This is a genomic window from Lentzea sp. (genome assembly GCF_035525475.1).
In the GTDB taxonomy this organism is placed as follows: Bacteria; Actinomycetota; Actinomycetes; order Mycobacteriales; family Pseudonocardiaceae; genus Lentzea.
Genome location: NZ_DATLEC010000108.1, coordinates 21,454 through 40,995, shown reverse-complemented (window position 1 = coordinate 40,995; position 19,542 = coordinate 21,454). Strand labels below are relative to the sequence as shown.

20 protein-coding genes are annotated in these 19,542 nt (G+C 68.8%); 9 read left to right on the top strand and 11 right to left on the bottom strand.

All coding sequences use genetic code 11. The annotated features are described in order from the left end of the window. A partial coding sequence (locus VM306_RS19300) for a glycoside hydrolase family 15 protein (protein WP_325516856.1) occupies positions 1-838 on the top strand: 838 nt, incomplete at its 5' end. A gap of 49 nt (positions 839-887) precedes the next feature. On the opposite strand, the gene VM306_RS19295 is transcribed toward VM306_RS19300, so the two are convergent. After that, positions 888-1,457 (bottom strand): helix-turn-helix transcriptional regulator, encoded by a 570-nt coding sequence (locus VM306_RS19295; RefSeq protein WP_325516854.1) that lies wholly within the window; start codon positions 1,455-1,457, stop codon positions 888-890. Positions 1,458-1,664: 207 nt separating this feature from the next. On the opposite strand from VM306_RS19295, the gene VM306_RS19290 reads away from it, so the two are divergent. Further along, positions 1,665-2,345: a response regulator transcription factor gene (locus VM306_RS19290; RefSeq protein ID WP_325516852.1), complete on the top strand. Its 681-nt coding sequence runs from the start codon at positions 1,665-1,667 to the stop codon at positions 2,343-2,345. A gap of 7 nt (positions 2,346-2,352) precedes the next feature. Here VM306_RS19290 and VM306_RS19285 read toward each other — a convergent pair whose 3' ends face one another. From VM306_RS19285 to VM306_RS19265, 5 genes are all read right to left on the bottom strand, one after another. Next, on the bottom strand, positions 2,353-2,973 hold the full coding sequence (locus VM306_RS19285; protein WP_325516850.1) for a response regulator transcription factor: 621 nt from the start codon (positions 2,971-2,973) through the stop codon (positions 2,353-2,355). Between the two features lie 63 nt (positions 2,974-3,036). Beyond that, positions 3,037-3,540 carry a hypothetical protein gene (locus tag VM306_RS19280; RefSeq protein WP_325516848.1) on the bottom strand — a complete coding sequence of 168 codons (504 nt, stop codon included), beginning with the start codon at positions 3,538-3,540 and terminating at the stop codon, positions 3,037-3,039. 88 nt (positions 3,541-3,628) lie between these two features. After that, positions 3,629-5,047, bottom strand: coding sequence for a DUF6461 domain-containing protein (locus VM306_RS19275; RefSeq protein ID WP_325516846.1), 1,419 nt, complete (start codon positions 5,045-5,047; stop codon positions 3,629-3,631). Between the two features lie 131 nt (positions 5,048-5,178). Further along, positions 5,179-5,853, bottom strand: a complete 675-nt coding sequence (locus tag VM306_RS19270) for a response regulator transcription factor (protein WP_325516844.1) — start codon at positions 5,851-5,853, stop codon at positions 5,179-5,181. Between the two features lie 169 nt (positions 5,854-6,022). Beyond that, positions 6,023-6,286, bottom strand: a complete 264-nt coding sequence (locus tag VM306_RS19265) for a hypothetical protein (RefSeq protein ID WP_325516842.1) — start codon at positions 6,284-6,286, stop codon at positions 6,023-6,025. A gap of 411 nt (positions 6,287-6,697) precedes the next feature. Here VM306_RS19265 and VM306_RS19260 point away from each other — a divergent pair, with 411 nt between their 5' ends. After that, positions 6,698-7,462 (top strand): glutaminyl-peptide cyclotransferase, encoded by a 765-nt coding sequence (locus VM306_RS19260; RefSeq protein ID WP_325516840.1) that lies wholly within the window; start codon positions 6,698-6,700, stop codon positions 7,460-7,462. Between the two features lie 39 nt (positions 7,463-7,501). Here VM306_RS19260 and VM306_RS19255 read toward each other — a convergent pair whose 3' ends face one another. Then, positions 7,502-9,844, bottom strand: coding sequence for a transketolase-like TK C-terminal-containing protein (locus VM306_RS19255; RefSeq protein ID WP_325516838.1), 2,343 nt, complete (start codon positions 9,842-9,844; stop codon positions 7,502-7,504). Positions 9,845-10,005: 161 nt separating this feature from the next. Between VM306_RS19255 and VM306_RS19250 the strand changes: the two genes are divergently transcribed. The 4 genes from VM306_RS19250 (at position 10,006) to VM306_RS19235 (ending at position 13,248) form a co-directional block, all read left to right on the top strand. Then, positions 10,006-10,458: an Lrp/AsnC family transcriptional regulator gene (locus tag VM306_RS19250; RefSeq protein WP_325516836.1), complete on the top strand. Its 453-nt coding sequence runs from the start codon at positions 10,006-10,008 to the stop codon at positions 10,456-10,458. 374 nt (positions 10,459-10,832) lie between these two features. After that, positions 10,833-11,540 carry a class I SAM-dependent methyltransferase gene (locus VM306_RS19245; protein ID WP_325516834.1) on the top strand — a complete coding sequence of 236 codons (708 nt, stop codon included), beginning with the start codon at positions 10,833-10,835 and terminating at the stop codon, positions 11,538-11,540. Positions 11,541-11,635: 95 nt separating this feature from the next. Continuing rightward, positions 11,636-12,265, top strand: a complete 630-nt coding sequence (locus VM306_RS19240; protein WP_325516858.1) for a GntR family transcriptional regulator — start codon at positions 11,636-11,638, stop codon at positions 12,263-12,265. Further along, positions 12,262-13,248 (top strand): 1-aminocyclopropane-1-carboxylate deaminase, encoded by a 987-nt coding sequence (locus VM306_RS19235; RefSeq protein WP_325516832.1) that lies wholly within the window; start codon positions 12,262-12,264, stop codon positions 13,246-13,248. Before VM306_RS19240 ends, VM306_RS19235 begins: the two co-directional genes overlap by 4 nt. Positions 13,249-13,396: 148 nt before the next feature. Here VM306_RS19235 and VM306_RS19230 read toward each other — a convergent pair whose 3' ends face one another. The 3 genes from VM306_RS19230 to VM306_RS19220 all read right to left on the bottom strand — a co-directional run bounded on the left by VM306_RS19230 (position 13,397) and on the right by VM306_RS19220 (position 16,087). Continuing rightward, positions 13,397-14,002 (bottom strand): LPXTG cell wall anchor domain-containing protein, encoded by a 606-nt coding sequence (locus tag VM306_RS19230; protein ID WP_325516830.1) that lies wholly within the window; start codon positions 14,000-14,002, stop codon positions 13,397-13,399. A gap of 86 nt (positions 14,003-14,088) precedes the next feature. Next, a complete protein-coding gene (locus VM306_RS19225; protein ID WP_325516828.1) occupies positions 14,089-14,607 on the bottom strand; it encodes a hypothetical protein in 519 nt (172 codons plus the stop codon). Between the two features lie 1,054 nt (positions 14,608-15,661). Next, positions 15,662-16,087 carry a cold-shock protein gene (locus tag VM306_RS19220; protein ID WP_325516826.1) on the bottom strand — a complete coding sequence of 142 codons (426 nt, stop codon included), beginning with the start codon at positions 16,085-16,087 and terminating at the stop codon, positions 15,662-15,664. 268 nt (positions 16,088-16,355) lie between these two features. Here VM306_RS19220 and VM306_RS19215 point away from each other — a divergent pair, with 268 nt between their 5' ends. Beyond that, complete coding sequence (locus VM306_RS19215) at positions 16,356-16,493, top strand: hypothetical protein (RefSeq protein ID WP_325516824.1); 138 nt, start codon at positions 16,356-16,358, stop codon at positions 16,491-16,493. A 112-nt stretch (positions 16,494-16,605) separates the two neighbouring features. Then, positions 16,606-18,306 (top strand): peptidase dimerization domain-containing protein, encoded by a 1,701-nt coding sequence (locus tag VM306_RS19210; protein ID WP_325516822.1) that lies wholly within the window; start codon positions 16,606-16,608, stop codon positions 18,304-18,306. 377 nt (positions 18,307-18,683) lie between these two features. Here the strand turns inward: VM306_RS19210 and VM306_RS19205 are convergent, their stop codons facing one another. After that, complete coding sequence (locus VM306_RS19205; protein WP_325516820.1) at positions 18,684-19,475, bottom strand: alpha/beta hydrolase; 792 nt, start codon at positions 19,473-19,475, stop codon at positions 18,684-18,686. Between the last annotated feature and the right edge of the window lie 67 nt (positions 19,476-19,542).

Genomic DNA, 19,542 nt, shown 5'->3' with positions numbered 1-19,542 from the left:
GTACACGCTGCAGGGCACCCAGCTGGGCGCCGAGGCAGTGATCGACACGCTCCCCGGCTACGCGGGCTCGCGCCCGGTACGCGTCGGCAACCTCGCCAACCAGCAGGTGCAGCTCGACGTGTTCGGCCCCGTCGTCGACCTCGTGGTCCAGCTGGCCACCGCACGCGGGTCGCTCTCGGACGCCGACTGGGCGATGGTCCAGGCGATGGCCGAGGCCGTCTCGCGGCGCTGGCACGAACCCGACCACGGCATCTGGGAGGAGCGGCACGCGCCGCGCCACCACGTGTACTCCAAGGTCATGTGCTGGCTGACCATCGACCGCGCGATCAAGCTCGGCGAGCAGTTCGGCCGGGAGCTCGACCCGTCCTGGGTGCCGCTGCGCGACACCATCGCCACCGATGTGCTGGAGAAGGGCTGGAGCGATGTGGCGCAGTCGTTCACCACGGCCTACGACGGCGACGACCTGGACGCCGCCTCCCTGTTCGTCGGCCTGTCCGGACTCATCGACCCGGCCGACGAGCGCTTCCAGTCCACCGTCACCGCGATCGAGGCCGAGCTCAGGTCGGGCAGCACCGTCTACCGCTACCGGCGTGATGACGGCCTTCCCGGCGGCGAGGGCGGCTTCCACCTGTGCGCGGCGTGGATGATCGAGGCCTACCTGCTCACCGGCCGCCGCACCGAGGCCGAGGAGCTCTTCGGCCAGATCGTCGCCGCAGCCGGCCCCACCGGCCTGCTGCCCGAGGAGTACGACCCGGTCGCCGAGCGCTCGCTGGGCAACCACCCGCAGGCGTACTCGCACCTGGGCCTGATCCGCTGCGCCCAGCTGCTCTCGCGGTGACCCCCGGCTGTCGCGCTCCTGCCGGGAGCGCGGCAGCCGGCCGAGAAGATCAGAGAAGTCCGACCTGCGCGGCACGGGCGATCGCCTCACATCGGTTGCGCGCACCGCATTTCCTGAGCACCCGGTCCACGCGCGCGACCACCGTTCGAGGTGACAGCGAGGTCCGGCGCGCGATCTCCTCGGAGTTCCACCCCAGCGAGAGCAGCCGCAGCAGCTCACCGTCCCGGTCGTCCAGGAGGGGCAGAGGGCGGTCGGGAGCGGCCGACCGCGCGAGGCACAACGCGTCCGCCAGCATCTCCCCGGTCGTGCGTTCACCGCGTTCGCGAGCATCCGCCGCCATGACGACCTCGTCGACCAGGCGATCGCGGCTCATCGCCGCACGAGGCACGAGGCCCACCACCCCCGCTCGCACCGCTTTCGCGACCGCGGCGTCGGGCATGTTGTCGAGAACGAGCACCACGACCGCGCCATCACGTCGCGCACCGGCTCCGAGCTCGGCCAGCAGGGCCTGGTCCACCAGGCTCGCGACGGCGACGTGCACGTCCGCGGGAAAACCTTCGGCATCGGAGATGGCGATGCGGGGATCGGAGCCCAGCCAGCTCGTCACCCCCGCGCTCACCACCGGATCTGCTTGTGCCAGTCGCACACGAATCACTTCGGGACCATCTTCCGCTCACGCGTCTTCCCCCTGCGGACACCGATTTCTTCACCTTGTTGCACAGGTTCGCCACCAGGGCGGTCTTCCGCCTTCACCCCGGGCACTATCACGCCACGCACTGTTCGCACCGGATGCCGATCGGCATCGACCACGGCATGTGAGGCCGCTATGCACTCCGTTCTGCTCGTTGAAGACGACGAGGCCATCAGAGCTGCCTTGCACAGGGCGCTGACCGAGCGGCAGTACTCCGTTGTGGCCGTGGGCACCGCGGCGGAGGCTTTGAGGGAGACCGCTGCTCGTCCGGTCGACATCGTGCTGCTCGACCTGGGGCTGCCCGATCTGGACGGCGCCGCCGCCTTGCGCATGATTCGCGGCGTCAGCGAGGTTCCGGTGATCGTCGTGACAGCTCGTCGCGGCGAGGCCTCCATGGTGCAGCTGCTCAACGCCGGCGCTGATGACTACGTCGTCAAACCCTTCTCCGCGGAAAACCTGGTGGCGCGCATGAACGCGTTGCTGCGGCGGACGTCCACATCGGTCATGACCGGGAACGGTGTCATCAACGCGGGAGCGTTGCGAATCGACTCGCTCGAACGGAGCGCGTGGTTCCGCGGCGAACGACTCGAACTCACCCGCCGCGAGTTCGACCTGCTGGTCTACCTCGCGGAGCGGCCGAACCGCGTTGTGAGCAGGCGTGAGCTCAGTGAGAGCGTGTGGGGCAACAACGCAAGCGATCAGACGATCGACGTGCACATGTCGTGGCTGCGCCGCAAACTCGGCGAGACTGCCGCGGACCCGCGTCACCTGCACACCGTTCGTGGCATCGGGGTGAAGCTCGTGGTGCCGGCGTGATCATGGGTCAGATCACGCCCATCTGCGTCGCGTAGGCGACGGCGTGCGCCCGGTTGCGGAGCTCCAGCCGGATGAGCATGCCCTGGACGATGTTCTTCACCGTGCGTTGGGAGAACCACAGCGCGTCGGCTATGTCGGCGGTCTCCCTGCCTTCCGCGATCATCACCAGCACGTCGATCTCGCGCTGCGTCAGGCCGGAACTGGTGAGACCGCGAGGGCGCAGCACCTTCTCCTCCAGCCGCCTCACCTCAGCCAGCAGGGGAGAGAGGAGGTCCTGGGGGATGACGACCGATCCCGAGGCCACAGAACGAATCGCCTCGGCGAGTTCGTCCACGATGGACTCGGTCATCGGCACGATCGCCCTCACACCGCGCTCAACGGCGCTCAGCAACTGCGGCTCGCGCATTTCGCGGACCACGAGGACGATCGGTGTCGTCGAGCCGGGCTCGTCCTGCAGGGTGCGCAGGTAACCGGTGGACATGCGTTCCTGCGCCACCACCAGCACCTCGGCGTCGTGGAGCAGCTCGTCCGGAACCGTCTCGATCGTCTGGCAGTCGCGGAGCAGGGCCGTCACGCCGGCGTGAAGGAGGGGATCGGGGGAGAGCACTCCCACGACGGTCCGCTTCACGAGTCTTCCTCCTCTTCGGCCGGCGTCGATCGCCATGATGGAGCAGGAACTCTTAACGCTTCCTTATGGGAAGTTCACGACTGGCCGCTGAACCGGGTGTTCAGCGGGTGTCATCGCCGCTCCAGGACTTCCCGTGCTGGGCAGGCTTCGTCCGTCCGGGAAGCGCCATTGACGCCGCAGAACCTCGTGGATCGCCCTGAGCACGCTCGTGGAGGTGGGAAGCCAACGCTGGTTTGCCAAGGGCGGGTTCGCCCACCGGACTCGGCCGAACCCGGTTTCGCTCGGCGGCAGCAGCACCTCGTGCGGAGGACGCAACAAGCCCACGCCGGGCGGTGCGAGCGACACCGCCAGCGGGTCCGAGCCCGCCTCGGCCAGGAAGACCCAGTGAACCGGATCGCCGGGAACCACGAGAACAGGTCCGCACGAACCACTCAGCACGGGGTGTGCGCGGGCGGCACGGCCGACCTCCGCCGACGTGGTGATCCCGATCCACCCGGTGGGCAGCGGAAGGACGATGGACGCGCCGCTCTGGCGTGCGGGCCACGCCATCAGGAGTTGGTAGTCCACCGCGTACATCTTGGAGTTCTGACGAGGTCCATGACCGAGTTCGTCCACGGCGATTTCCTCTGGGCGTTCTGATCGGTGCACGACGTGTTCACAGCTCAGCGGAGATCGCGCCCGGGTGCGTTCCCGCGAAGTGCTCCGGCTCGGGCACGACGCCGGCGGCGAGGCAGGCGACCTCCAGGGGAGGAGGCAGGAACTCGCTCTCTTCCTCGTCCTCGTCGCGGTACACGCCCAGTCCGACTTGCGCCATGAAGGGCACGAAGGCGCTCGGGTCCAGGCCCTCGGGAGCAGGTTTGCCGTCTGCCAGTTCGAAGTAGTCGTCCTCGGAGTACACCGCGAGCCGCTCGCCGTTGCGGTGCCACGCGAGGTGAGTGCCGTCCATGCCTTGGTGGTAGACGATGACCTGCGTTCCCGCCGACATCTCGGACGCCCGGTACACGCCCTGGAACCCGTGCGGCTCGATCACCGCGACCCAGCCGCCCACTGGCACCGCGAGAGCGCGGCTCACCATCCCGTCGTGGTCGGAGGAGTCGGTGGAGACGGCTTCGTCGTAGGTCATCGGTGTGATCGCCTCCGCCTCGACGCCCAGGCGCGACAACGCCTCCCGCCCGTCGATCCCCTGCACCCACGTGATCGTGAAGAAGACGGAGAGATCCAGGGAGTCGAACCAGTCCGTCGTCATTCCGCTGCCCGCGGGCCGCGGCGGCCTGGTGCTCTGCTCGGCCTCCCTGAGGTCGAACTCGTCGTCGTTCTCGGCCAGCCGGGCCTCCTCGGCGGCCGTCCCGGTGACGTCGATCTCGCTGCCGTCCTCGCCCACCAGCACCACGTCGCCGACGTCCCGCACGACCACTTCGGACACCACGACCGACGACGGGTCCAACCGCATCCTGCCCGTCCACCTCTGCAGGACGGTGGAGTCGGTACCGGCGCGCAGCACGCCGTCCTGCGCGAGTGAGAGCACGGCTCCAGGTGCCCCGATCCAGCACGACCACACACCGCGTGCCCCGCCGGGCGATTCGGGGGTGCTGCGCAGCACACACCTTCCGTTGGGAGTCTGGGACAGCTCGTACCACCCGTTGGGTGACACGATCGAACCCACCAACACCTCGCCCCTGCTCAAGCGGTCACCGCGCGCGGGCGGCGAGCACGCCAAGACCGCCGCGTCCGCCGGATCCCGGCTCCAGCGCTGGTTGCCGTCGGCGTCGACGAGGACGAGGCGGCCGTCGTCCCGCACCAGCGCGGCGGACGCCCGGCGGTCGATCCGCCCCGACGACCACAGGGGAATTCCCGAGAAGGTCCGGAGCACCAGGAGTCCTTCGGTCAGCAGGTCGAGCAACACCCGTTCCGAACCGCCCTCACCGATCTGCCAGAGATCCCGGGAGGCGAGGTTGTCCCGCAGCACCAGTGCTCCGTCGGCGCGGTTTTCGAGGGCGTAGGCCCCGTTGGGCGAGACCAGGGACTGGCCGAACAGGTACTCCCCGGCGTTGAGCACGGTCTTGGGGGTGTTCATCTCTTTCCTCATCTGTCGCGTCACGACGGTTCGCTGCGGCTGCATCGCCGCCTTCGGTCACGGCACCTGGCACGGCGCCGGATGGTTGAGAAGCACGATGCGTGCGATCGCTGCCGTGCGACGGGGGCTGATCAGATGGCGCCCACGCGGAGGGCGTAGGAGACGGCGTGCGCCCGGTTGCGGAGCTTCAGGCGGCTCATGACCTCCTGCATGATCTTCTTGATGGTGCGCTCGGAGTAGTTGAGCTGCTGGGCGATCTGGGCGGTGTCGTCGCCCTGCGCGATCAGCTTGAGCACTTCGACCTCCCGGGTGGTGAGCCCGCCGGCGGCGAGGCCCTGGGTCACGAGGAGGTTGGTCTGCAGGAAGCGGATCTCGTCCGCGAGCCACCGGGTGAGCTTCTCCGGGAGGACCGCGCGGCCGTGCGACGTCGCGATGAGCGCGTGAGCGACCTGACGCGGGGTGATGTCCTTCCTCGGAAGGATCGCCACGACACCCGCGGCGAAGATCTGGGCGAGATGGCGCTCGCGCAGGGGCCCGGCGACCAGCACGGTGCGCTGCGACGGGTTGAGTGCCCGGTGGGACACCATCGCGAGCTCGTCGATCAGCGAGTCGGTGACGTTCTCGGCGAACACGAGTGCGACGTCCGCCATCTCGCTGTCCGTGCCTGCCGCGATCTTGAGTTCCGGCGACAGGGCGAGTTGCGGCACCAGTTCGCTCGCGACCACGTGGTCGTGGACGTGCACCGCGACCTGGACGCGATCGGACGCCCGGGACACGGGGTTTTCGGTGACGGTGCAGATGCTCACGATGGAGGCCTTTCGTCCAACTGCGGCGCTTCACCGCGTTGCCAGACAAACAAGTGCCTGTCGACATCGTGTCAACGACGCGTCAACGTTGCCGTCGACGCGCCGAAGGCGCAGGTCAGAACCTCTCGCCAAGTGAGACCGTAGCCCGCGGACCGGTGGCCTGGAGCGCTCAGTCCGGTTCCCTTTCGGTGCACGTCGTGTCCTGGTGCTCGCGGACGTGGAACCGCAGTGCGTGTGCGCCGCGGACGTGGTGTTCGAGAAGTCCCGCGTGGAATTCGGCAGCTGTGGTGTCGCCGCGTTCCGTCGCGGCCATGAGCTCGTGGGCCGTGGCAGCCGCCATTCTGAGCTCGAACAGCTCCGGCAGGGGAATTGTGTGACCGGATCTCGTCAGATTCCGCTCGAGATCGAGCAGGAGGTCTTCGAACTCGTTCACGTCAGCGTCCTCGTCATCGATCGCGTGATTCCTCGCGGCGGCTGGTGGTCATGCTGATCTCGACGTTCCCCGACTTCAACGGCCGGGTGCTGTTTCGTTGTGGGTCGGACCTCTTCGCGCCTTTTTTCATGTCCGCCCGGGCTGGTCGCCGCAGAGCGAGGTGATGGCCTTCGGTGGGGTGGATGGGCATGGCGATCCCTTGATCTTGCCCCTTCGTGCCGTCCGCAGAAGAGGTCCTTGATCTCCGGCCGTCGCACTCCAATACTGCCGAGGCCCGGTGTCGTGCCAGGTCGTGGACGTCGCCGCAGCGGGGACGTCGCCAGGAAGGAGAGGGCTGAACGTGATCAGGTCCGTGCGCCGTGTCCGCCTTTTCAGCTTCGCGGCTGACGCTTTCGCGCCGTCACCTGCACCGTGAGAAAACACTTCCTCGCAATCGCGTTGACAGCCCTCTGCGGGTGCTCCACCGGGGGAACCCCTCTTCCCGTGCGAGCGGAAACGACCATGAAGGTCGAGGTGCTCGCAGAATTTCCCCGTGATCCGGACGCTTTCACGCAAGGGCTCGAAATGCACGACGGCGTCCTCTTCGAGAGCGCTGGATCGAGGGGCGGCTCATCCGTGCGCACGGTGGACTACCGAACCGGAGAAGTGCTGCGGAAAGCGGGGCTGGTGGCCCCGTTGCGCGGAAGCGGCATCACGGTCGTCGACGACCGGATCTGGCAGCTGACCTGGCAGGACGGCGCGGCGATCCGTCGTGATCTGACCACTCTGGCGGAGATCAACCGAGTCGCTTACACCGGCGAAGGCTGGGGTCTTTGCCACGACGGCACGCGGCTGGTCATGAGTGACGGCACCGCGAAGCTGACGTTCCGGGATCCGGTCACCTTCGCCGTCATCGGAACCGTGGACGTCACTCGGGGCGGGGAACCGGTGGAGGACGTCGAGGAGCTCGAGTGCGTCGATGGTGCTGTGTGGGCGAACCTGTGGGAATCCGCGGAGATCGTCCGGATCGATCCGGCCAGTGGCGAGGTGACGGCTGGTGCGGACCTCGGTTCGTTGCGACCGCGTGGGTCCGGGGACGAGATCCTGAACGGCATCGCCGCCGTCCCCGGCACCGGCGAGTTCCTGGTCACGGGCAAGAACTGGCACAGGACGTACCGCATCCGGCTCACGGGCTGAGGACTGTCCCGGCACGCTGTCAGGCGGAGCGGTGCGCGATCACACCACCTGAGTCACGTCGAGCGCCGCGGCGACGATGCTGTCGGTGTCCAGGCCGTGAGCGCGGTGCACGCTCTCGAGGTCACCGGACTGCCCGAACTCCGTGACGCCGAGGTGGACCGCGCCCCGCCTGGTCAGCCCGGCGAGGAAGGCGAGGGTGTGCGGGTGCCCGTCCAGCACGGTGACGAGGGGTGCCGCGCGGTCGGCGGGGAAGAGGACGTCCAGGATCCACGTCGGCGCGTCACCCCGCCCGCTGCGCGCCAGGACGGCCCGGAACAGCAGGTCGGGACTCGTGAGGCAGAGGACGTCCGCGGTGACGCCGAGATCGCCGAGGCGGGCAGCCGACCGCAGCGCTTCCGGGACGAGCGCGCCCATGGCCGCGATGACCACGTCCGGCGCACCTGACGCGCGACGCAGCGCATACCCGCCCGCGACCACCTGGCGCCGACGTCGTTCTCGTGCCGCCCCGTCCGCCGGGACCGCCGCCAGGGACTGGTCGACGGGACGCGTTGACAGGCGCAGGTAGGCCGATGTCCCACCGGGACGGCCGAGCTGTCCGAGAGCGGCGAGCAGGCACCACTCGGTGTCGAGGGCGAAGGCGGGTTCCCACGTGGTGCAGCCCGGCTGCTCGACGCCGATGGACGGCGTGATGACGGACTGGTGCGCCCCGCCCTCGGGAGCGAGCGTGACCCCGGAGGGCGTTCCCACCAGGATCGACTGCCCACCCGCGTAGACGCCGAACGACCACGGTTCGAGCGCGCGTGTGACGAACGGGTCGTACAGCACGCCGATGGGCAGGAGCGGCTGTCCCCACCGGCTCCACGTGGCGCCCAGTTCGCCGAGCAGCCCGACCAGGTTCGTCTCGGCGATCCCGAGTTCGATGTGACGCCCGGACGGGCGTTCGCGCCAGTGCAGGATCGTCTCGTCATCGTCGTGGAACCAGTTGACGCGCTCGCTCGTCGCCCAGATGCCGGCCTTGTTGACCCAGCCGCCGAGGTTCGTGCTGGAGCTGACGTCGGGGGAGACCGTGACGACGCGGGCACCTGCCTCGGGCGAGGCGCGGTTCAGGTCCAGCAGCGTCCGGCCGAGCGCGGACTGCGTCGTGGCGGTTCCGGCCGGGGTGCGGCCGAGGTCGGCCGGCACGGCGGGCGGAGGGATGAGGTGAACGGGATCGCGGAGCAACCGCTGCGCGGCGCGGACGCACAGGTCGCCGGCCGCGGTGCCGGCGGTGAACCGCTGCCACGGCTGATCGGTGGACACCCCGCAGCGGGCAGCGAGTTCCTCGATCTGCGCACCGCTCAACAGCGCCGAGTGGTTCTGCGGGTGGCCCGCGGTGGGCAGGCCGTTGCCCTTGACGGTGTAGGCGATGATCACCGTGGGCCGCGAGTCGTCGATCGCCTGGAACGCGGCGCGCAGCGCGGCGTGGTCGTGACCGCCCAGGCCGCGGACCGCCTCGGCGAGGCGGGCGTCGTCGATCCCGCCCAGGAGCGACGTGATCAGGCTCGCGTCCGGCCCGGTGCCGGGGAGCACGGCCCGCAGCCTGTCCGGTGCGTGGCGCAGCAGGCGCTGGTACTCCGGGTTGGTCATCGTGTCGAGGCGGTCCCGCAGAGCGGCTCCGCCGGGGCGGGTGAACAGCTCCTCCAGCGCGGCGCCGTACTTGACGGTGATGACCTGCCAACCGGCGGCGGTGAAGAGCGCCTGCATGCGGTCGGCACCCACCACCGGCAGGACCCGGTCGAGCGACTGGCGGTTGAAGTCGACGATCCACACGATCTCGCCGAGTTCGGAGACCATCGGGTCGAGGACCGCCTCCCAGCACGCGCCCTCGTCCAGTTCGGCGTCGCCGACCAGCGAGTACTGGCGTCCCCTCGGCTGCTCGGCGAAGTGGCTGCCGACGTAGCGCCGCGACAGCGCGCCCCAGATCGGCGCGGTCGCCCCGATGCCGACCGATCCGGTGGAGTAGTCGGCGGGAACCGGGTCCTTGGTGCGCGACGGGTAGCTCTGCAAGCCTCCGAAGGAGCGCAGCGTCGTGAGGTGCTCCTCGTCGAGCTGTCCGAGCAGGTACTCGATGGCGTGCAGCACCGGGGAGGCGTGGGGTTTGACCGAGACCCGGTCCTGCGGCCGCAGGTGCTCGAACCACAGAGCGGTCATGATGGCGGCGATGGACGCGCTGGACGCCTGGTGCCCGCCGACCTTCATGCCGGAGGAGTTGGGGCGGACCCGGTTGGCGTGGTCCACGATCGCGGTCGACAGCCACAGCACCCGCTGCTCCACGACGCGGAGCACTTCCAGGTCGATCGTCGTGTCGTCACCGATGTGCGGGGCGGGGCTGAACGTGGTCATCTGCCGTCCTGGTGATGATGTCGGGATTGCCGGGAGGAAGTGGAACAACGGAGTTCGGCGGCTGCAAGGATCACGCGTGCTTCTGCGCGGACGACGCCTTTTTCGTTCCCCTCCCACCCTTTGCGCTGCTGGAAAACTGCGCGGCTGGCTACCATTCCCGCGTGGCTGACTCCGGCGCACTCGACGATCTCGACCGTGCCATCCTCGCGCTGCTGGTCGAGGACGGACGTCGATCCGTTGTGGACATCGCCGATCGCGTCAGCCTGTCGGCGGCTCCGGTGAAGAGGCGCATCGACCGGCTGGAGAGACTCGGTGTGATCGCCGGCTACACGGCACTCGTCGACCACGGCAAGCTCGGCGCGGGACTGGAGGCCTTCGTGGAGCTCCGGTTCGCCGGCGACGTCATCGTCGAGGAAGCGACGGACGCGTTGATGCAGATCCCCGAGATCCAGGAGATCCTGACCGTCGCGGGTGATCCCGATGCCCTGGCGCGGGTGCGGCTGAACGGCATCGCCCACCTGCGGGACGTGATCGACAGGATGCGGCACGGCGGCCGGGTGATCGGCACGAAGACCCTGATCGTCGTGGGCAGGAAGCGCCGCGGGAGCGGCTGAATCCGCCATTCGTGTACATCCGGCCCGGAGGGCGGGATTGGCGGTGAAATCCTCGGCCGAGCATTGTCTGGCCCCTTTCGTTGCACCGAGGGACCCCAATATCGCTGCTCGTAGGTGCAGTGCGCCTGCGGTTCCCGCATTTGCCCTCGGGCATGTGCTTGTCTTCGGGAGAAGGTCTTTCAAGGGCTCTTGGCAGGATCGGTCCTGCGTGGCCGACGGCAGCGCTCGGCATTCGTGGTCCACACAGGACGACGTAGTTGAACAGCGAGGAAAGCGTGAGAGGTGTTGGGCGGACCGGGCTCCACGGAGCGTTCGACGCCGCGGCCGCGGACTTCACGGCCTTGGGACGCCATCTGTGGGATCCGATCGGGGCCGTGGCGGTCTCGGTGGCCGATCTCCGGCCGGGTGAGCGCGTTCTCGACGCCTGCTGCGGAACCGGTGCCTCGGCGATCCCGGCTGCCCGGCTCGTCGGCCGCCGCGGTCTCGTCGACGCCGTCGACCTCTCCGAGCCGATGATCGGCGAGCTGTGGTGGCTGTCCAAGGACCTGCCTCAGCTCCGTGCCCACCGCGCTGACGTGACCTCCTGGACCGCCGGCGGTTACGACGTGGTGCAGTCGGCACTCGGCATCTCCTACTTCCCCGACATGGCGGCCGGAACCGAGCACCTGATCAGCCTGGCGCGCCCCGGTGGCCGGGTGGTCTTCACGATCTGGCGTGACGGAGCGATGCTGGCAGCCGACCGGCACCTGCGCCGCGCGATCGCCGAGGCCATGGGCGCCCCGCCGCCGCAGCCCCGCGCGCCCCATCCGGTCGAGCAGATCAACCAGGTGGACAGGTACGCGGCCTGGCTGCGGGAACGGGGCCTCACCGACGTCGAGGTCGTGGTGAACCGGCTGGCGCTGACGATGACTCCCGAGGTGGCGTGGCTGGTCATCGCCGGGTCCGGGTTCCGCGGTGCGCTGGCGAAGGTGCCCGCGCCCGCGTTGGACACCGTGCGCGAGCTCTACCTCGCCTCGTTGCGCGACGAAGGCCTGGCACAACTCGACGCCACGACCTTGATCGGCAGTGGCTGTCGTTCTTGAACCGGTGAACTGGAAGGGGTTGCGGCGAACTACGCCGAGCTACCACATGCGTGAGTTCCGTTGCGGAGCGGCCGTTCGCGGCCTACTCTCCCGATATGCAATATATTGGATATGGGTCGCTCAGGGAGCGTGCCGTCGCAGAGATTCGGGCTGCGATCGTGCGCGGTGAACTGGAGCCGGGCGCCGCCATCAAGGACGCGGAGCTGGCGGGCAAGCTCGGCCTGTCCCGTACTCCGGTCAGAGAGGCGCTGGCCAAGCTGGCCGACGAAGGCCTCGTCGAGAGCAAGCCCCACAGCTACACCAGGGTGACCGCGCTGACCGCGCAGCCGGTTCGCGACGCCCTGATCGTCGTGCAGGCGATGCACTCACTCGCCGCGGGCCTGGCCGCGCAGGAGACGACGCCCGACGACCTGGCCGCGATGCGGGCGGCGAACGACGCGTTCGCCCAGGCGCTCGACGCGAACGACGCCGTCGCGGCACTGGCGGCGGACGACCAGTTCCACGCCGTGGCAGTGCTTCGCTGCGGCAACTCGGCGATCGAGGCGACGATCGACCGCTTCACCCCCATCGTGCGCCGGGTGGAACACCAGCGTTTCTCCTCGCCTGCCGCGCGCCACTCCGTGGTGCAGCACCAGCAGATCATCGAGGCCTGTGAACAGCGTGACGGCCAGCTGGCGGCCCGCCTGGTGGACGAGAACTGGAGCACCTTGCTGGAGGAGCTGTGAAGAAGTTCCCGTTGTTGTTCGGCCCCTCGCCGGTTCACCGCCTGGACCGCCTGACGACCCACCTCGGTGGCGCCGCGGTGTGGGCGAAGCGCGAGGACTGCAACTCCGGCCTCGCCTACGGCGGCAACAAGACCCGCAAGCTCGAGTACCTGGTCGCCGACGCGCTGGAGCAGGGGTGCGACACGCTGGTGTCGATCGGTGGTGTCCAGTCCAACCACACCCGTCAGGTGGCGGCCGCCGCGGCCAGGGCGGGCCTGAAGGCCGTGCTGGTGCAGGAGAGCTGGGTCGACTGGTCCGACGTGGGCAGCGACCGCGTGGGCAACATCCTGCTGAGCCGCATGATGGGAGCCGACGTCCGCCTCGTGACCGCCGAGTTCGGCATCGGCGCCAAACCGGCGTGGGAACAGGCGATCGAGGAGGTCCGGGCCGCCGGTGGCAAGCCCTACCCGATCCCGGCCGGGGCGTCGGACCACCCGCTGGGCGGCATGGGCTTCGCCTCGTGGGCCGACGAGGTCCGGGAACAGGAGGCGGCCCTCGGGGTCTTCTTCGACACGATCGTCGTCTGCTCGGTCACCGGCAGCACTCAGGCGGGCATGGTCGCGGGTTTCGCGGGAGACCCGCGTCGCCGCGTGCTCGGCATCGACGCCTCCGCGAAGCCGGCCGAGACCCTGGCGCAGGTCACCCGCATCGCCCGCAACACGGCTGCCCTGCGCGGTGTGAGCGTGGCCGACGAGGACGTCCTGCTGGACGACCGCTTCCACGCGGGCGTGTACGGACTCGCGGACGAGTCCACAGTGGACGCCATGCGTCTCGGTGCGAGCCTCGAAGGCATGATCACCGACCCGGTCTACGAGGGCAAGTCGCTCGCCGGCCTGATCCACCTGGTGTCCTCCGGCGAGATCGACCGCGACTCCACTGTTCTCTACGCCCACCTGGGCGGCCAGCCCGCACTGAACGCGTACAGCTCGCTCGTCGGTGTCTGATGCTTTCCTGCAAGTGATCGGGCCGTAGGGCGAGGGCAGCGGTGCTGCCGCCGATCAGGTTCGTGCGCGACGAACTGACGGGCGCGTGGATTCACTCCGGTGCGCGAATCCACGCGCCCGCCAGGCGGGATGGCTGGTCCGGTCGTGCTCAGGCCCTGCGGCGGCGTGCCACGAACAAGGCCGCGCCACCCGCGCCGAGCAGTGCTGCACCGCCCACCAGCAACCACAGCGGCGAGGCGCCCGTCGCGGCAAGAGGTTCCGCCGGAGTCTCATCGCCGACCAGCTGGGACACCGGCTCCGACGACGTCGGCGAAGTGACCACCTGGCTCGGTGTCGGGGAAGACGGGGTCGGCGCCGGCGTGGTCGTCTGCACCGGCGGCGCGGTCGTGGTGACCTTGACGCACTGCGGCACGTCCAACGTCTTCGTGAAGGACCACCCCTGCTCGGAATCAGGGTCGTCCCACGCCTTCACCTCCACGACCAGCCGGTGGCCCGCCGCACCGTCGAGCTCTCGCTGGAACCGGTGACTGGAACCGAAGTTCGCGGACACGAGCTCGGCGCCGTTGTCCGTGACGATCAATTCGTTGTCCTTCCCGGCGTTGTAGTCCGTGAGTTGCACGGCGATCACCGCCTTGTCCGCGACGCAGGACGCGGAGAGCACCGGGGTGTGTGCGCTCGCGACCGTGGCGGAGCCCAGCACCGCCAGTGCGCTGATGCCCAACGCGGCGATCGAGCCGGAAGCCCTGTTGATCATTTACCTTCTCACTGTTCTTCTGGATGTGACGGCGTCGTGACGCCGAAGACGCGGCAGCTCGGTGGGACTCCTGGCCGGGGGCCGAGTCACACCGTGACGGTGCGTGCGACGGCCAGGCGCAACGTGCTGGACACCTCGGACAGCCAGGTGACGGTCGGAATCACGTTCTTTCCCTTCACCCTGCCCTCCAGGTCGGCCGCGCCGGTGATCGACGACAGGAAGTACTGGACGCACTGCAGCCAGGCGTCTGCCTCGTCCCTGGACCGGAGGTGCACCACGCTGTCGCCGCCGGGCATCGTGGACCGCATGAGGGCGAGCAGGTCCCGCGCCCGGAAGAGGCACGGTCCTTCGCTGATCGTGAGCACCCAGTCCGGCTCGTCCACGCCCACCTCGTCCTCGAGGATCGCGATGATCCTCGGGTCTTCGGCCGCCGCAGTCGGCACGTGCACTTCGCGACCCGCTCCGACAGCGATAGCGGCGTACGAGGCGGTGCGGTGCTCGATCAGGTCGAGCAACCCGGTGACGTAGCTGTCGAGCACGGTGATCTCGTGCCTGCTGAAGACGCCGACATAACCGGATTGACCGCATCGGTCCCAGCAGATCATCGAACGGCCTTCCGGAAGAGCGAACGGAGTTGTCCCAGGCCAAGTAGAACGCCGAGGAGCGGGGCCGCGGACATTTCGCGGGGAAGAGGCGCGAAGTTGTGCCCGCGCGGGCACCGGGGCCACGCGGGGAAGTTGCACCATGCTGTCTGAAAAGGACAGTCCGGGGTCTTCTCGATGCTGACCGTGCACGAGTGCACCTTGGTGCCAGATGTCGGGTCGCCAGGGGAAGATGCGTTGACACCGCGGAGGGATCCGGCTCGTATGGGCGGTGTGGGTGACACCGTAACCGAAGCTCGCACGTCCGCGGTCGACCACGAGCCGGCGTCTGAGGACGCCCTGCCGCAGTGCGGCGTACGGGGATGTGCTTGGCGTGGTCCGTGTCCCGAGCACGACTACTCGCAGGAAGTCGACCCGCTCTTCGCCCATCTCGTTCGGCAGCGCCCGCTGAACGGTGGCCGCAAGTTCCACCGGCAAGCCGCGCACTACCAGCAGTCGAGCTACCACCGTCCCAAGGTGACTGTCCGCGCGGTGGGAGAGGTATTGGCAGCCTCCGCGACGGCGTTGCCCGAACGGAGGACGAAGAGGCCGGCCACCGTGGTGGAGGGCCCGCGAAACGCGGAGAGCACCGCCGCAGCCGGTTCTCAGACGTCCGAACCGTCGTCCGCGACCGTTGTCGCCGAGACTGCTGGACAGGATGCATCGGCGCGACCAGTGCGGGCGGCGCCTCGTCCGGTTCCGAAGCCGCCGCCGACGCGGCCTGTCCCCACTCCACCCCCGGCGCGACCCCTGCCCGCTTCCTCCCCGGATTCTCCGGCGAGGGAGCGGGCCGTAGAACGGGAGGGCGGTGACGTTCCCGCAGCGGGGACGAGCCGTCCCGTCCGCCGCCGTGCGCGACGACGGCCTGATGCGGCACAGGCTGTCGTCGCGCACGGCACCACGCCGGACTGGCCGGCTCAGGACGGTGCCAAGCGCGCTTACCGGCGCGTTGCCCGCAGGCGCGCGACCTGACGCGTGCCGGAGCCGGAGCTCAGCCCGTCCGGCGTCCTGACAGGACTCAGTCGATCACCCAGTCGTGCGACTTGGCGAGTGTCAGCAGCGCGGCGCGGACGTCGACGATCTGCGCGCCGGTCAACGAAGGTGCCTCGGCCAGCAGGAGCTCCGTCAGTTCCGCGGTGAGCTCGGCGCGGGTGAGGACGTCGCACATGTCCCCTTCCGGCAGGTCCGGAACGGGGCGCTGCTCGCTCGCGTGGTCCGTCGGGGGCGCCTCGTCGTCACCGATGACCCTGACGTCATATGCCTTCGGGCCGCGCTGGCCCTGCATCACCTGGAAGGCGACACGCGCGCCGGTGGCGACGGAGCTGGACCCGTCGACGAGACCGTTCACGTGGAGGAAGACGTCCTGCTGCCCGCTTGCGTTCTCCTGTGCGATGAAACCGAATCCCCGAGTGTCGTCGAACCTGATGACCCGGCCTGTGAGCACCTGACCGCTACCTCCAACACCAAGAAGACCTGTGAACACGACAGCTTGTCCCGAGCGTCCGCAGTGCGGTTCGACGCAGGCTGGACGCGCCAAGGTAGCAAGTTCACCGCTGGTCGACTGTTCTGCGGCCCGGCTTGCTCGAAGAGTGACCCCGAAGACAGGACGTCTGGCACTTCCGGGCATTGCACCGACCGTTTCGGCCGACCGTCGAACCGGCCGGTGCGGGGGGAGCGTGTATCGGCGAAACGCACTGTACGGGGAGAATCCGATGGAATTCATGAACGCCGTGATGCAAGACAGCACGACTCTCACCGTGCCGGTGGAAAAAGTTCCGGAACTGACCATCCACGACGTGTTGAAGGGTGTGGTCACCTTTGACGAGTACCGCTCCTCGAAAGAGGAATGAGACTGCGGGAGCGGCACTTGCCGTGGACCGGGGTGCACACTATCCGGCCGAAAGGTGTCGACAGCTCGTGAAGCCGTGGTGCATCCCAGTTGCTGAACGGTAGTTGTCCTTCGTGACGAACGAACAAGGAATCGGCCGCAGGCGCATGCTCAAGATGTTCGGCCTGGGCGCGACCGCCACCACGGCGCAGGTGCTGGCGGCGGACCCGGTGCTGGCGGCGACTTTGGGCCATGACGAACGCACCGGCGTCTCGGCCTCGTCCTACGAGCCGCCGCGCGGTCTGGCCAAGACCAGTCCGGCCAAGGACACGGCGCTGGCCTGGATCAACGCCAACCGCTCCGTGATCACCGGTCTGAACGACGAGATCTGGCAGCTCGCGGAGCTGTCGCTGCGCGAGTGGAACTCCGCCCTGGCCACCGCGGACCTCCTGCGGGCCAACGGGTTCACCGTCGAATGGGGATCCGCCAAGTTCCCCGCGGCCTTCGTGGCCACCTACGGATCAGGCGGCCCGGTGATCGGGTTCAACGCCGAGTACGACGCTTTGCCCAACCTGTCCCAGAAGGCGGGCGTCGCCAATCACGATCCACTGGTCTACAACTACGACGCCTACGGCCCGACCTACGGCCCGGGGCACGGCGACGCCCACAACGCTCTGGGAGCCGGGTCCACCGCGGCGGCTATCGCTGTGGCGCAGGCGATCCGGACGCACCGTTTGAAGGCGACCGTCAAGCTGTTCGGGTCGACGGGGGAAGAGCAGCTCGTCGGCAAGGCGTACGCGGTGAAGGCCGGCGTCTACAACGGCTTGGACGCTTTCCTCGACTGGCACCCCTTCAACACGACCGTGCCCTTCTGGAACACGACCAGTGCGCTCATGTCGGCCACCTTCACGTTCCTCGGCGCTTCAGGGCACGGTGGTGTGCCGTTGGGCAACCGCAGCGGACTCGACGGCGCGTTGCTGATGGCGACCATGTCGGAGTACCTGCGGGAGAAGAACGTCGCTCCTTCCGGTCGGTTCCACTACTCCGTCATCAACGGGGGAGGCGCGCCCAACGTCACGCCGGACATGTGCTCCATCTGGTACTTCGTCCGGGAAGGCAGCCCGGAGCGCGCGAAGGTGCTGTACGACAAGATCGTGGAGTGCGCGAAGGCCGCCGCACAGGCCAGCCAGACCCGCCTGGTGCACAAGTTCCACTCCGGCACGTGGAACCTCCTCGCCAACAAGAGGGGTGCCGAACTGCTGTACGACAACATGCTCACGATCGGCCCGCCCGCGTTCACCGCCGAGGACCAGGCGCTGGCCAAGGCGTTGCAGAAGTCCCTGGGCAAGCCGGAAACCGGACTGCCGACGACGATCGCGCCGCTGACGCCGCCGGCCGCCGGTTACACGGGTGGTCTCGCCACCGACACCGCCGACGTCAGCTGGCAGGCACCGACCGCGGTGCTGCTCGCGACCACGTTCCCGCCGAACCTTCCCAACCACAACTGGAACGTCACGGCGACCGCGGCGACGAACATCGCGCATCAAGGGCTGCTTTCCGCGGCCCGCTACCTGGCGGCGGCAGCGGTCGACCTGATCACCCAGCCGGCGCTGCTCGACGGGATGAAGCAGGAGTTCCAGGAGCGCAAGGCGGGCGTGAACTGGACGAGCCTGATCCCGGACGGTCTCCAGCCGCCCCTGTACCAGCCGCCGGCCGACTTCCTCGCCAGGACGGGACAGCAGTGGCCGCCGGCCGGAGTCACCTGGCCCGTTCCCCAGATCGTGTCCTCGGAGCAGCTCGGCACCACCGGTCCGCCGATGCCGCCGGTGACGTGATCCGCGTGCGGCGAGAACCGGTCGGAGATGGAGGACGACCGGTTCGGCCGCGGCAGCGCCGGCCTGTTGTGCGACCGGCTCCACACGTGGATGACATGAAAAGGCACCTTGGCGTCCTGGTGATCCATCAGGCCGCGGCCTGTGCCGAAGCGATTGCTGTTGATCACGAAGCAGGTTCCGCCATTTCTGGCTGGCCTCGGTGGTTTCCGCGGAACTTCGACGGCGTCCATCGCGGGGTCGAGCCTGGGCGGCGGCGGAGCCCTGCCGGCTTCGGGAGCACTCTTGAGGACATCAGCATCGGAACGATGTTCAGCAGCCTGGTGCCGAACGCCGTGCGGGCGCGGTTCGGGGCCACCTTCACGTCCGCATCCGGGCGTTCACAGCGAGGCGACGATCTCCGCCACCTCTTCGGCGTGCACCAGCTGCGGGAAGTGTCCTCCGCCGTCCAGCACTGTGATGTCGACCTGCGGCAGGACGGTCTCCAGCCAGTTGCGGTAGGCCGGCGCCAGTTCGGACGCGGCGACGTGGTGGTAGGCCACCCCGCGCGAGCGGATGGCCTCGATCTCGGCCGTCCGCGAGCGCGCGTGCTCCTCCGCGGGGACGGTCATCAGCTCCTCCCAGTATCCGAGCAGCTGGTCCTGGCGAGCCGACTCCATCGGGCTGATCAGCTCGCGCGCCGCGGCAGGGAGCCGGTACACCCCCATGCTCTCGAGGAGCCTGGCCCAGACCTCCCCGTACGCGGGGCCGCGCAGTGTCGCCTCCTCCCGCAGCAGCAAGTCCCTGAACGGCCCGGCCAGGAGCGGTTGGTCGAGGTTGACGACGGCGGCTGCCGGGTGCCTCGCCGCGTACGCGGTGGCGATCACGCCACCGATCGAATGTCCCACCAGGACGGGCGCGTCGAGCCCGGCCGCCGTCACCGCCTCGTGGATCTGGTTCACCACGTCGTCCAGGCGGTAGGACGGACGGCGTGCCGAGCCGCCGTGTCCTGGCAGGTCGATGACCAGGACGTGCCGTTCGGGATCCACGGCTTCCAACGCGCCCAGAAGCGGCTCCCACTGACGCCGGTCCGAGGCGAGTCCGTGGATCAGCACCAAGGGGTGTCGTTCGCCCGGTGCGCCGCGGACCTCCGCGGCCAGTCCGGCGAGGACGACTTCCTGGGTCTTGCTCATCATGACATCCGTTCTCTCGGGGTCATATGTGTGGCGTAACCCTTCACCGCACATGTTGTGCGTTGCC